At 71.0% G+C, this 12,230-nt stretch carries 13 protein-coding genes and 1 pseudogene; 10 read left to right on the top strand and 4 right to left on the bottom strand.

Annotated features, from left to right (window positions below; translation table 11 throughout):
- Nucleotides 1-201 (bottom strand): annotated as a pseudogene (locus tag E2L08_RS09810) (NADH:ubiquinone oxidoreductase); the annotation flags it as partial.
- 125 nt (nt 202-326) lie between these two features.
- On the opposite strand from E2L08_RS09810, the gene E2L08_RS09805 reads away from it, so the two are divergent.
- Nucleotides 327-887 carry an LOG family protein gene (locus E2L08_RS09805; RefSeq protein WP_133396890.1) on the top strand — a complete coding sequence of 187 codons (561 nt, stop codon included), beginning with the start codon at nt 327-329 and terminating at the stop codon, nt 885-887.
- Here the strand turns inward: E2L08_RS09805 and E2L08_RS09800 are convergent.
- Nucleotides 884-2,641, bottom strand: coding sequence for a divergent polysaccharide deacetylase family protein (locus tag E2L08_RS09800; RefSeq protein WP_133396889.1), 1,758 nt, complete (start codon nt 2,639-2,641; stop codon nt 884-886). The genes E2L08_RS09805 and E2L08_RS09800 overlap by 4 nt on opposite strands.
- Before the next feature lie 129 nt (nt 2,642-2,770).
- On the opposite strand from E2L08_RS09800, the gene E2L08_RS09795 reads away from it, so the two are divergent.
- From E2L08_RS09795 to gap, 4 genes are all read left to right on the top strand, one after another.
- Nucleotides 2,771-3,364 carry an anthranilate synthase component II gene (locus E2L08_RS09795; RefSeq protein WP_133396888.1) on the top strand — a complete coding sequence of 198 codons (594 nt, stop codon included), beginning with the start codon at nt 2,771-2,773 and terminating at the stop codon, nt 3,362-3,364.
- The gene (gene trpD, locus E2L08_RS09790) at nt 3,361-4,395 is read left to right on the top strand and encodes an anthranilate phosphoribosyltransferase (RefSeq protein WP_133396887.1); all 1,035 of its coding nucleotides are present in this window, start codon (nt 3,361-3,363) and stop codon (nt 4,393-4,395) included. The genes E2L08_RS09795 and trpD overlap by 4 nt, the downstream gene beginning before the upstream one ends.
- Nucleotides 4,396-4,518: 123 nt before the next feature.
- On the top strand, nt 4,519-4,725 hold the full coding sequence (locus tag E2L08_RS09785) for a hypothetical protein (RefSeq protein ID WP_133396886.1): 207 nt from the start codon (nt 4,519-4,521) through the stop codon (nt 4,723-4,725).
- Between the two features lie 83 nt (nt 4,726-4,808).
- Entirely contained in the window at nt 4,809-5,807 is a 999-nt protein-coding gene (gap, locus tag E2L08_RS09780; protein ID WP_133396885.1) for a type I glyceraldehyde-3-phosphate dehydrogenase, read from the top strand.
- Between the two features lie 79 nt (nt 5,808-5,886).
- On the opposite strand, the gene E2L08_RS09775 is transcribed toward gap, so the two are convergent.
- Complete coding sequence (locus E2L08_RS09775) at nt 5,887-6,822, bottom strand: calcium/sodium antiporter (RefSeq protein WP_133396884.1); 936 nt, start codon at nt 6,820-6,822, stop codon at nt 5,887-5,889.
- Nucleotides 6,823-6,994: 172 nt separating this feature from the next.
- On the opposite strand from E2L08_RS09775, the gene putP reads away from it, so the two are divergent.
- Nucleotides 6,995-8,464 (top strand): sodium/proline symporter PutP, encoded by a 1,470-nt coding sequence (putP, locus tag E2L08_RS09770; RefSeq protein ID WP_133396883.1) that lies wholly within the window; start codon nt 6,995-6,997, stop codon nt 8,462-8,464.
- Nucleotides 8,465-8,627: 163 nt separating this feature from the next.
- Complete coding sequence (locus E2L08_RS17020; RefSeq protein ID WP_168771103.1) at nt 8,628-8,786, top strand: hypothetical protein; 159 nt, start codon at nt 8,628-8,630, stop codon at nt 8,784-8,786.
- A 66-nt stretch (nt 8,787-8,852) separates the two neighbouring features.
- Here the strand turns inward: E2L08_RS17020 and E2L08_RS09765 are convergent, their stop codons facing one another.
- On the bottom strand, nt 8,853-9,278 hold the full coding sequence (locus E2L08_RS09765) for a DUF6314 family protein (protein ID WP_133396882.1): 426 nt from the start codon (nt 9,276-9,278) through the stop codon (nt 8,853-8,855).
- Nucleotides 9,279-9,374: 96 nt separating this feature from the next.
- Between E2L08_RS09765 and purB the strand changes: the two genes are divergently transcribed.
- From purB to E2L08_RS09750, 3 genes are all read left to right on the top strand, one after another.
- Nucleotides 9,375-10,682 (top strand): adenylosuccinate lyase, encoded by a 1,308-nt coding sequence (gene purB, locus E2L08_RS09760; protein WP_133396881.1) that lies wholly within the window; start codon nt 9,375-9,377, stop codon nt 10,680-10,682.
- A 106-nt stretch (nt 10,683-10,788) separates the two neighbouring features.
- Entirely contained in the window at nt 10,789-10,944 is a 156-nt protein-coding gene (locus E2L08_RS09755) for an adenylosuccinate lyase (RefSeq protein WP_133396880.1), read from the top strand.
- 76 nt (nt 10,945-11,020) lie between these two features.
- Nucleotides 11,021-12,094 carry a flagellar motor switch protein FliG gene (locus E2L08_RS09750; RefSeq protein WP_133396879.1) on the top strand — a complete coding sequence of 358 codons (1,074 nt, stop codon included), beginning with the start codon at nt 11,021-11,023 and terminating at the stop codon, nt 12,092-12,094.
- Nucleotides 12,095-12,230: the final 136 nt, after the last annotated feature.

The raw sequence follows: 12,230 nt of genomic DNA, 5'->3' as shown, positions 1-12,230 counted from the left end.
CGCGTCGGGCGCCGGTGCCGCCACGGGGGCGGGGGCCGCCGGGTCGACCTGCGCCGCCGGGGCACCGCCCGGCTGCGCGGGGCCCGGACGCTCGGGCGCGCCGAACATCCCGTCGAGCGCGCCGCGCTGCACGGCGATCGTCCCGCCCAGCACGGCGGCCCCGCCGATCACGATGGCCACGATCGTTCCGATTGGTCCCACGTCGCACGCTCCTGCCCGGCCCCGTTTGCGCCGGTCCGTCCGCTTTCCCCTCGGCTTGCCGCATGGCCCGCCGCACAGTAGCAATGCCCCAGAACGCGCCCGAAATCCATTGAAAGCGACCGCCCATGCCCCCCGCCCGAGCCATTTGCGTCTATTGCGGCGCACGCGACGGGACCGACCCCGCCCATGCCGAAGCCGCCGAGACGCTGGGCCGCGAGATCGCTGCCGCGCGTTGGCAGCTCGTCTATGGCGCGGGCGATATCGGGCTGATGGGGCGGGTGGCGCGCATGGCGCAGGCGCAGGGCGGCGACACGATGGGGGTGATCCCCGCGCATCTGCTGGCGCGCGAGGTCGGCAAGCGCGACCTGACGCGTTTCGTCGTGACCGAGACCATGCACGAGCGCAAGAAGGTCATGTTCATGAATGCCGACGCGGTGGTGGTGCTGCCCGGCGGCGCGGGCTCGCTCGACGAGTTCTTCGAGGTGCTGACCTGGGCGCAGCTGGGGCTGCATGCCAAGCCCATCGTCCTGCTCGACGTGGCGGGCTACTGGCAGCCGCTGATCGCGCTGATCCGCCATGTCGTCGATCAGGGCTTTGCCGAGACCTCGCTGCTGTCGCTGTTCGAGACGCGCGCCACGGTCGCGGAGGCGATGGCCCTGCTGCACGAGCGGCTCGCCGCGCCCTAATCCCCGCCCGCGCCCCGCGCGATCACCGCCGATACCGGGGCGAGCGTCACGCCCTCGGCCCCGCTGCTGCCGATCCACCGGTCGAGCGCGTCGAGCGTCTCGGGCTCCGCGCGGGCCAGCACGACGACGCTTCCGGTGCGCCGCGCCTCGAAGGCCGCCTGATCGAGAAACCGCCCGATGGCGCGCGCGTCGCGCCCCTCGCCATCGACCACGCGGAAAAGGCGGGCATGGGGCACGTCGCTCTGCGCCGCGATCCGCAGCGCCGCGTCGAGCCCCTGCCCCCGCCCGACAAGGCCGTGGCCGGTCCGCGCAAGCACGGTGATCGCCTGGGTCAGCGCCGCGCCCTGCGGCCAACCCTCGGGTGCGGGCAGGACTGTCGCCGCACCCGGCACGAGATCGAGCGCGCCGGCGAGCGCCACCTCGACATCCTGCGGCGTCGCACCCCGCGGCAGGTCGGGCATCGCCGCCACCTCGCCGCCCGCGTCGCGCCAGTCCTGCGCGCGCGCGGCCGCGCCGTCGCCGGGCGGCAGCGCCAGCGTCACCGGCAGGCCGCGCGGTATCGCGGCACCGGGACGGTCGACGAGGATCACCGCCATGAGCGCGGCCCCCGCCGGGGCGTCGAACCCGGCCGCGTGGTCGATCAGCGCGATGCCGGTCGCCTCGGGCGCCTCGGGCGCGTCCTCGACAGGCGCGCCGTCTTGCGGGGCCGCGCCGATCTGCGGCAGCCGGTCCGACACGACACGCGCGCCGGGGCGTAGCTGTTCGGGCGGCAGGATCGCGGCGGCCCTGTCGGGATCGGACCCGGCCTCGGGCGCCTCGGCGGTTGCAGAGGCGCGCGGCATGTCCTCGGCCGCCGGAGCGTCATCGCCCGGCGTGCTGGCCGCGCCGGGCGCGGGATCGGGCGCGGTGTCGACGAGATCGGCGGCATCCTCCGCCACGGGCTCGGCCGGGGCGTCAGCAGCTTCGACCGGCGCGCCCGGGCCTGCGGTATCGCCCAAGGGCTCCCCCGCTTCCTCGACCGCGCCATCCGTGTGCGAAACCGCCCCGACGTCACCCCCGGAGGTCGCCTCCGCCCCCTCAGGCTCGGCCGTTTCGGCCGCCGCGTCATCCCCGGCCGGGCGCGGCGCGGCGGGCCGTTCGGGGGGCTGCATCGCCGCCGGCGGCTCGGCGCCGGTACCGGGCATGTCCGCGGGCGCATCGGGCGGCACGATCCGCGCCGCCGATCCGTCCTGCCGCGCGGTCGCATTCCCCGCCCGGCCGGGACGGGGCAATTCGTCGATCTCGGGCGCGGTCCCGCCCTCGAGGATCACCGCCTCGGCAGAGGGCGCCGGGCCGGGCCGAGCCTCAGGCGTCGGTTCGGACAACGTTTCCGCCGCAGGCTCGGCAGCAGCCTCGGGCTCCGGTTCCACGGCCGGTTCGGGCTCCGGTTCCGCCGCAGGCTCGATAGCAGCCTCGGGCTCCGGTTCCACGGCCGGTTCGGGCTCCGCTTCAGCCGCAGGCTCCGCAGCAGTCTCGGGCTCCGATTCCGCGCCGGGTTCGGGCAGCGTTTCCGGCGCAGGTCCGGCCGCGCCCTCCGGCGTCGCGTCGATCCCGGCCCCGGCCTCCGACGCTTCCGCCGCCTCATCCGGCGCGGGCGCGTCGGACGCCGTCCGCGGCGCGTTCAGCGCGCGTTCGGGCACGATCTGCGTCGCCACGACAAGCGCGACGCCGGTGACGGCGATCCCCCAGATCAGACCGTAAACCAGACCGTTCACCCGATACCTCGCCCGCTTGTTCCTTGACCCTCGCCCTCAGGCTGCCCCATCTATAGCCGCGACCGGACCGGGGTTCACCCCCGCCCGATGCCGCCAAGCAAGCAATCGCCGGGGAAAGGCACAGCCGACATGCTCTTGCTGATCGACAATTACGACAGCTTCACCTGGAACCTCGTGCATTACGTGGGCGAACTCGGGGCCGAGGTCGTGGTGCGGCGCAACGATGCGCTCACCCCCGAAGAGGCGCTCGAGATGCGCCCCGACGCCATCCTGATCTCGCCCGGCCCCTGCGACCCCGACCGGGCCGGGATCTGCCTGCCGCTGGTCGCCGCCGCCGCGCGGGCGCGGCTGCCGCTGCTGGGCGTCTGCCTCGGCCATCAGGCCATCGGGCAGGCCTTTGGCGGGCGCGTCCTGCGCCATACCGAGATCGTTCACGGCAAGGCGGGCGAGATCCACCACGAGGGGCGCAGCGTCTTTGCCGGGCTGCCCTCGCCGATTTCGGCCACGCGCTATCACTCGCTGGTGGTCGAGCGCGCGAGCCTGCCCGAAACGCTCGAGATCACCGCCGCCCTGCCCGACGGCACGATCATGGGGCTCGCCCATCGCGAGCTGCCGATCCACGGGGTCCAGTTCCACCCCGAATCGATCCGCACCGAACACGGCCACGCCCTGCTGGCGAATTTCCTGCGGATGGCGGGCCTGCGCGCGGCGGAACCCGCATGAGCGGCGATCTGCGCCCGCTCATCGCCGCCGCCGTCGCCCGCCCCCTGACCGCCGACGAGGCCGACCGCGCCTTCGCGCTGCTCTTCGACGGGGCCGCCACGCCGGCCCAGATCGGCGGGCTGCTGATGACGCTGCGCACCCGCGGCGAGGCGGTGGCCGAATACGCCGCCGCCGCGCGGGCGATGCGCGCCCGCTGCCGCCCGGTGCGCGCGCCCGAGGGCGCGATGGACATCGTGGGCACGGGCGGCGACGGCAAGGGCACGCTCAACATCTCGACCGCCGCCGCCTTTGTCGTGGCGGGCGCGGGCGTCCCGGTGGCCAAGCACGGCAACCGCAACCTCAGCTCGAAATCGGGCGCCGCCGACGCCATCGGGCAGATGGGCATCGAGGTGATGGTCGGCCCCGAAACGGTCGAGCGCGCGCTCTCCGAGATCGGAATCGGCTTCATGATGGCGCCGATGCACCACCCCGCGATGGCGCATGTCGGCCCCGCGCGGGTCGAGCTCGGGACGCGCACGATCTTCAACATCCTGGGGCCACTGACCAACCCGGCCGGGGTGCGGTTCCAGTTGACCGGGGCCTTCTCGGCCGAGGTGCTGCGCCCGATGGCCGAGACGCTCGACCGGCTCGGCACGCAAAGGGCGTGGCTGGTACATGGCGGCGACGGGACCGACGAGATCTCGATCGCGGCCCCCAGCCGGGTGGTCCGGCTCGACGGCGGCGCGATCTCCGAAGGCGAGATCGCCCCCGAAGATGCGGGCCTGCCGCGCCATCCGTTCGAGGCCATCCTCGGCGGCACACCCGAGCAGAACGGCCGCGCCTTCCGCGCGCTGCTCTCGGGCGCGGCCTCCTCGGCGCAGGAGGCCGCCTATCGCGACGCGGTCTGCCTCAACGCGGCCGCGGCGCTCGTCGTGGCGGGCCGGGCCGCCGATCTGCACGAGGGCGCGGCCATGGCGCGCGAAAGCCTCGACAGCGGTGCCGCGATGGCCAAGGTCGAGGGAATGGCCCGGATCTCTCCGCGCCGGGCGTGACGCGCGCGGCCCCCGTCCCGCCATGGGTATTTGGAAAAGAGAAGAAAGAGGGGCGCGCGCTGCACGTCTTCTCTTTCCGAAATACCCATGTCGAGCGGCCGCCGCGGGCGGAACGGCCGGTCGATGCGCCGGGCGCGCCCATGTCCGGGCGATCTGGCGCCGCGCGCGGTGCTCTGCCATATCGCGGCCATGAGCAATGCCATCGCCCTTGTCCTCGGTCTCGTGCTGATCGCCGCCATCTGGGCCGATCTGCATTTCGGCACCGGCGCCACGCTGTTTCTCGCGCGGGAATTGAATGACCTTCTGCGGTGGCTGGCGTTCTGGCGGTAGCCTCGGTTGACGCGCGGGCTAATATGCCCTTCAACAACGCCGGAAAGGGGCGCCGCCGGCGTCCGTGAGGAAAGGGAAAAGCCATGTCCGTCAAGGTCGCCATCAACGGGTTCGGCCGCATCGGCCGCAACGTCCTGCGCAGCATCGTGGAATCGGGCCGCACCGATATCGAGGTCGTCGCCGTCAACGATCTCGGCCCGGTCGAGACCAATGCCCACCTTCTGCGTTATGACAGCGTGCATGGACGTTTCCCCGGCGAGGTCACGACGGGCGAGGACTGGATCGACGCGGGCCAGGGGCGCATCCGCGTGACCGCCATCCGCGAGCCGCGCGACCTGCCCTGGGGCGATGTCGATATCGCGCTGGAATGCACCGGCATCTTTACCAGCCGCGACAAGGCGGCGATGCATCTCGAGAACGGATCGCGCCGGGTTCTCGTCTCGGCCCCCTGTTCCGAGGCCCATCGCACCATCGTCTACGGCGTGAACCACGACAGCCTGACCGCCGGTGACACGGTGGTGTCGAACGCGTCCTGCACGACGAACTGCCTCGCGCCCGTGGCCAAGGTGCTCAACGACGCGCTGGGGATCGAGCGCGGCTTCATGACGACCGTGCACAGCTATACCGGCGACCAGCCGACACTCGACACGATGCACAAGGATCTCTATCGCGCGCGCGCCGCGGCGCTGAACATGATCCCGACCTCGACCGGCGCGGCCAAGGCGGTGGGGCTCGCCCTGCCCGAACTGGCCGGCAAGCTCGACGGGGTCGCGATCCGGGTGCCCACGCCCAACGTGTCGGTGGTCGACCTGACCTTTACCGCCGGGCGCGATACCGGCGTCGACGAGATCAACGACGCGATCCGCACGGCCGCCGACGGCCCGATGAAGGGCGTTCTGGGCTATACCGATGCCAAGCTGGTGTCGTCGGATTTCAACCACGACCCGCATTCGTCGATCTTCCACATGGACCAGACCCGCGTCATGGACGGCCGGCTCTGCCGCATCCTGACCTGGTACGACAACGAGTGGGGGTTCTCGAACCGCATGGTCGATACCGCCGTCGTCATGGGCAAGCTCTGAGGCGGGTCCCACCCGCCTCGCCACGCCTTGACCGCCCGCGCCAGGAGACCGGCGCGGGCGTTTCACGCGGCCCCTCGGGTCAGATCGTGTAGGCGAGCCACCCGAGATAGGCTGTGTAACCTGCAAGCAGCGCGCCGCCCTCGCCGCGGGTGATCCGCCAACCCGTCGCGGCTACCGCCACCAGCGCCGCCGTCCCGGCCAGCATCACCCAGATATCGAGCCGCACGATCTCGGCCGGGACGGGGATGGGCGCGGCCAGCGCGGTCACGCCGAGGATGCCGAACACGTTGTAGATGTTCGAGCCCACCACGTTGCCGAAGGCGATGTCGCCCTGCCCGCGCCGCGCGGCGACCACGGCGGTCACGAGCTCGGGCAGCGACGTGCCCACGGCCACGATGGTCACGCCGATCACCGCCTCGGAGACGCCCCAGGCCGTCGCGATCTCGATCGCCGAGGTGACGAGCAGCCGCGCGCCGAGGATGGTCAGCCCGATCCCGCCGAGCGCGAAGACCATGGCCAGCAGCGGGCCGGGGCCGCCCGTCGCGGGCGCCTCGGCGATCTCGGGCGTGGCGCCGCGGCGTTCGCGCGACCAGGCGAAGACGATATAGGCTACGAGCCCCAGCACCAGCGCCGCGCCGGCCGGGCGCGAGAGCGTGCCGCTCAGCACCACGGCCAGCGCCGCGAGCGCGGCCAGCGCCGCGACGCCGCCATCGCGCAGGAACGCCGCGCGGGTGACGGCCACGGGCGAGATCAGCGCCGCGATCCCGAGGATCAGCAGGATGTTGGCGGTGTTCGAGCCGACGACATTGCCCACGGCGATGCCCGGCGCCCCGGCGGCGGCGGCCTGAAGGCTGGTGACGAGTTCGGGCGTCGAGGTGCCGAACCCCACGACGGTCAACCCGATCAGCAGCGGCGAGACGCCGAGCCGTTCCGACAGCGCGACGGCGCCGCGCACGAGCAGCTCGCCGCCGCCGACAAGAAGGGCGAACCCCAGCACGAGGAACAGGAAGGTCATGGGATATCCCCGGTGAGGCCGCCCCGGATCGGGGCCGCGGTTCGCGCACAGATGGGAAGTCGCCGGGCGCCGCGTCAAGAGGCCGGATCGCGCGAAAGGCACGTCGATCCGCTTGCGGGGCGGCGATTTTGCGCCCTAAGTGAAAACTCGGGTCATGGACAAGGGAGCGATCATGGCAACGGGCATCTGGATCAGCCTCGTCATCTATTTCCTCATCATGGTGGCGATCGGTCTCTATTCGTGGCGCAAATCGACCTCGAGCTCCGAGGAATACGTGCTGGGAGGGCGCAACCTGTCGCCGGGGGTCGCGGCGCTTTCGGCGGGCGCGTCGGACATGAGCGGCTGGCTTTTGCTGGGCCTTCCGGGCGCGCTCTACGCATCGGGGCTCGTCGAGGCCTGGATCGGGATCGGCCTTTTCGTCGGGGCACTGGTCAACTGGATCGTCGTCGCGCCGCGCCTGCGCGAGCAGACCGAACGCTATGACAATGCGCTGACGATCCCCGGTTTCCTCGCCAACCGCTTTCCCAGCCATTCGGGCACGCTGCGCATGGTTTCGGCGGTGGTGATCGTGGTGTTCTTTGCCGTCTACACGGCCAGCGGGCTGGTGGGGGGCGGCAAGCTGGTGCAATCGGCCTTCGACGGCGGTTATCAGACAGGCGTCTGGCTGACGCTGGGCGTGGTTCTGGTCTACACGGTGCTCGGCGGGTTCCTCGCCGTGTCGCTGACCGATTTCGTGCAGGGCTGCATCATGATGCTGGCGCTGGTCATCATGCCGCTGGTGGTGCTGTTCTCGGGCCAGGGCGGCGGGTTCGACCAGGCGGGCGAGACGCTGGCCACGGTCGATCCGAACTTTTTGTCGCTGACCGAGGGGCTGACGCTGCTGGGGTGGCTTTCGGCGGTGACATGGGGCCTGGGATATTTCGGGCAGCCGCATATCATCGTGCGGTTCATGGCCGTGCGCTCGGTCGAGGCGGTAGCCACGGCGCGCAATATCGGCATGACCTGGATGGGGATCTCGCTTTTGGGGGCCATCGGCGTCGGCGTCTTCGGGCGGGCCTATGCCGTGCGCAACGGGCTCGAGGTGAACGACCCCGAGACGATCTTCATTGTCCTGGCCGACCTTCTGTTCCACCCGCTCGTGACCGGGTTCCTCTTTGCCGCGCTGCTGGCCGCGATCATGTCGACGGTCTCGAGCCAGCTTCTGGTGTCGTCCTCGTCGCTCTCCGAGGATTTCTATCGCATCGTGGTCGACCGCGACCCGTCCGAGCGCGAGGTGGTCAATATCGGGCGGATCGCGGTGGTCGCGGTGGGGATCGTCGCGGCCTTCATCGCGCGCGACCCCGAAAGCCAGGTCCTGGGGCTGGTCTCGAACGCCTGGGCGGGGTTCGGCGCGGCCTTCGGGCCGCTGGTGATCCTGTCGCTGACCTGGAGCCGGATGACCGGCGCGGGCGCCGTCGCCGGGCTGGTGACGGGTGCGGCGGTGGTGATCGCGTGGATCGCACTGGGCTGGAACGCGAGTTTCCTGGGCGGCGCGGGCATCTACGAGATCATCCCCGGCTTCATCCTCGCGGGGCTGGCCATCGTGGGGGTGAGCCTCGTGACCGAGCCGGGCACCGGGTTCCGCCCGCGTGAACAGTCCTGATCCGGGCGTCGGAGGCGCGCGCGCGGGCCGCGCGCGCCTTGCATATGCTGCATGGCAGCATTTCGCCTATGGGCATTGCGGAAAAGGGGTGCCGCCCCGACATAGCGGGCACGGGCCGTTAGCGCCCGCAGGACCGTTTATCAACGCCCGAGAGGATTTCATGATGACGCTCATCAGCACGCTCCGCGACCGCGCGCGTCGTCGCGCCGAATATGCCCGCACCCTGCGCGAGCTTCGTGCCATGCCGGTCGATACCGCGCTCGACCTCGATATCTATCACGGCGATGCCCGCGCCATCGCGGCACGCGCCGTCTACGGCTGATCCCGGCCGCCGCGCGGCACGACTGACACGATCACGGGCAGGCCGCCGCGCCTGCCCGTTTTGCGTTCAGCCCGCGGCATTCGCGGGCCGGTAACGCGACAGGCTGGTATAGTCCTTGACCGGTCCCGTCACCTGCCAGCGCAGCGTCCAGCAGGGCCAGTCGCCGAACCCGTAGATCGCGCGGTAGAGATCGGGCGCGCAATCGTGCCGCGCCGCGGCCTCGGCCAGATCGGGGTCGAAATCGTGGAACGGCCGCCCGTCGGCAAAGCTGACATGGATGCGCCCGCCCTCGAGCCGCCAGAGATGCGTTTGCCGCGCGGCCATCGTGGCCCCCCCGAGGCTCAGCCTGCCCGCCTCGTCATAGCGCAGCACCGCGCCCTCGGGCCGGAACGTCGCGTGCCCCTCGAACAGGCCCGACCGGCCGAGCCTGCGATCCTCGATCGCGCGCATCAGCGTCCAGTCGCCCGCGAACCGGGCAAGCTGCGGTCCCATGATCCCCCCTGTCGGCTTCCGCCATCTTGCCGCGCCGGGCCGCGGCGTCTAGACCGCGCGCGTCCCCCCCGGTTCCCACGCAGGAAGGCGCGCGCCATGATCCCCCGATATTCCCGTCCCGAGATGGTCGCAATCTGGGAGCCCCGGACCAAGTTCCGCATCTGGTTCGAGATCGAGGCCCATGCCGGCGATGCCATGGCCGATCTGGGCACCATCCCGCGCGAGAACGCGCAGGCCGTCTGGGCGGCCAGGGATGTCGAGTTCGATATCGACCGGATCGACGCCATCGAGGCCGAGACGCGGCACGACGTCATCGCCTTTCTCACCCATCTGAGCGAGATCGTGGGCGCCGACAATGCCCGCTTCGTCCACCAGGGAATGACCTCGTCGGACGTGCTCGACACCACGTTCAACATCCAGCTCGTGCGCGCCGCCGATATCCTCGTCGCCGACATGGAGGCGCTGCTGGCCGCGCTCAGGCGGCGCGCCTTCGAGCACAAGGACACGATCCGCATCGGGCGCAGCCACGGCATCCATGCCGAGCCGACGACCATGGGCCTGACCTTTGCGCGGTTCTACGCCGAGATGGATCGCAACCTGCGCCGTCTCAAGACCGCGCGCGCCGAGGTGGCCACCGGCGCGCTTTCGGGTGCTGTCGGAACCTTTGCCAACATCGACCCGCGGGTCGAGGAATATGTTTGCGACAAGCTGGGCCTGATGCCCGAGCCGATCAGCACGCAGGTCATCCCCCGCGACCGCCACGCCGCCTTTTTCGCCGCGCTGGGCGTCGTCGCCTCGAGCATCGAGAACATCGCGACCGAGATCCGCCACATGCAGCGCACCGAAGTGCTCGAGGCCGAGGAGTTCTTTGCCAAGGGCCAGAAGGGGTCTTCGGCGATGCCGCACAAGCGCAACCCGGTGCTGTCCGAGAACCTCACGGGGCTCGCGCGGCTCGTGCGCATGGCCGTGGTGCCCGCGCTCGAGAACGTGACGCTCTGGCACGAGCGCGACATCTCGCATTCGTCGGTCGAGCGGAACATCGGCCCCGACGCGACGGTGACGCTCGACTTCGCGCTGGCGCGGCTGACCGGGCTGATCGAAAAGCTGGTGATCTATCCCGACCGGATGCAGGACAACCTCCACCGGTTCCGCGGCCTCGTGATGAGCCAGCGCGTGCTGCTGGCGCTGACACAGGCGGGCGTCAGCCGCGAGGATGCCTACAGGCTGGTCCAGCGCAACGCGATGAAGGTCTGGGAACAGGGCGCGGATTTCAAGACCGAGCTTCTGGCCGACCCCGAGGTGACGGACGCGCTGTCGCGCGACGAGATCGAGGAAAAATTCGATCTCGGCTATCACACCAAGCATGTCGACACGATCTTCGACCGGGTGTTCGGCCCGGCCTGACCCGCGCCCCGGCGGGACCGGGGCGCATCGTCGCATACACGAAATCGCGATCTGACGTAGCGTCAAACCGTGCTAGCGTCTTCGGCACCCAGCAACGGAGGACGCGATGAGTCTCAAGACTCTGTTTACCGCCGCCATCCTGGCGGGCGCCCCTGTCTTCGCCTATGCGGGCGGGTGCACCGGCCAGAAGACCGCGATGAGCTGTGCCGATGGCATGACCTACGACCACGCCAGCGGCGCCTGCGTCACCGTCACCGGCTGATCGCGGACCGCGCGCAACCGGGCGTTAACATTTGCGCCCTAGTCTCCGCCATGACGACCCCGTGGCGGAGATTTCCATGCAGACAGACATCGCCCTGCGCCCCGACCGGGCACCCGAAAGCCTGCCGGTGCCCGCCACCACCCCCGGCCTGCCCGCAACGCTGAGCCGCCGCCAGAAGGCCGCGATCGTCGTGCGGCTCTTGTTGGCCGAGGGCGCGAAACTGCCGCTCGACGCCCTGCCCCATGCGCTCCAGGCAGAGTTGACGACGCAGATGGCGCAGATGCGTTTCGTCGACCGCGCCACCCTGCGGGCGGTGGTCGAACAATTCGCGGCCGAGCTCGACGAGGTGGGCATCGTCTTTCCCGACGGGATCGAGGGGGTGCTGGGCCTGCTCGACGGCGCGATCAGCCCCGAACTCGCCGCGCGGATGCGGCGCCAGTCGGGCGCCATCTGGGCCGAGGATCCGTGGGACGTGCTGTCGGCCCTGCCCCCCGAAAAGCTCGAACCGCTGCTCTTGCGCGAAAGCCCCGAGATCGGCGCGGTGATCCTGTCCAAGCTCGACGTGGGCAAGGCCGCGACGCTCCTGGGCAAGCTGCCCGGCGACAGGGCGCGCCGGCTGACGCTCGCCGTCAGCGAAACCGCCGATATCGCGCCCGAGGCGGTGCGCCGCATCGGCGTGGCGCTGGCCGCCGACCTGCGCGCCGAACCCGCCCGCGCCTTTCCCGCCGCGGGCGTGGCGCGGCTGGGTGCGATCCTCAACGTCTCGCCCGGCGCCACGCGCGAGGAACTGCTCGAGGGGCTGAGGGCCGAGGATGCCGCGCTGGCCGACCGCGTCCGCGCCGAGATATTCACCTTTGCCGATATCGCCACGCGCGTCGCGGCCACGGATGTCGCCGCGCTTTCCAAGGCCATCGAGCCCGACGACCTCATCACCGCCATCGCCGCGGGCGAGGACGATCCGGGGGCGGCCTCGGTCGCCTTTCTGCTCGACAACATGTCGAAACGCCTGGCCGAATCGCTGCGTCAGGAGGCCGAGGACCGCGGCCCCCCCACCCAAGCCGAAATCGAGGCCGCGCAGCTTTCCATCGTGACCCGCATCCGCGACCGCGCCGACGCGGGCGAGATCGTCATTCAGATGCCCGAAACCTGAGCCCGCGGCCCGCGGGCGGGGCGATGCGGCAGGCGCGCATTTACATCCCCCCCGCCCGATCCTAGCGTCGCGCCGATGACGATACCGACGCCCCCCGTCCCGGCCCCAAAGGCCCGCGCCCGTTCCGGCGGCGCCC

It is taken from the genome of Palleronia sediminis, assembly GCF_004358695.1.
GTDB lineage: Bacteria > Pseudomonadota > Alphaproteobacteria > Rhodobacterales > Rhodobacteraceae > Palleronia > Palleronia sediminis.
This window is presented reverse-complemented; position numbering and strand designations above follow the sequence as displayed.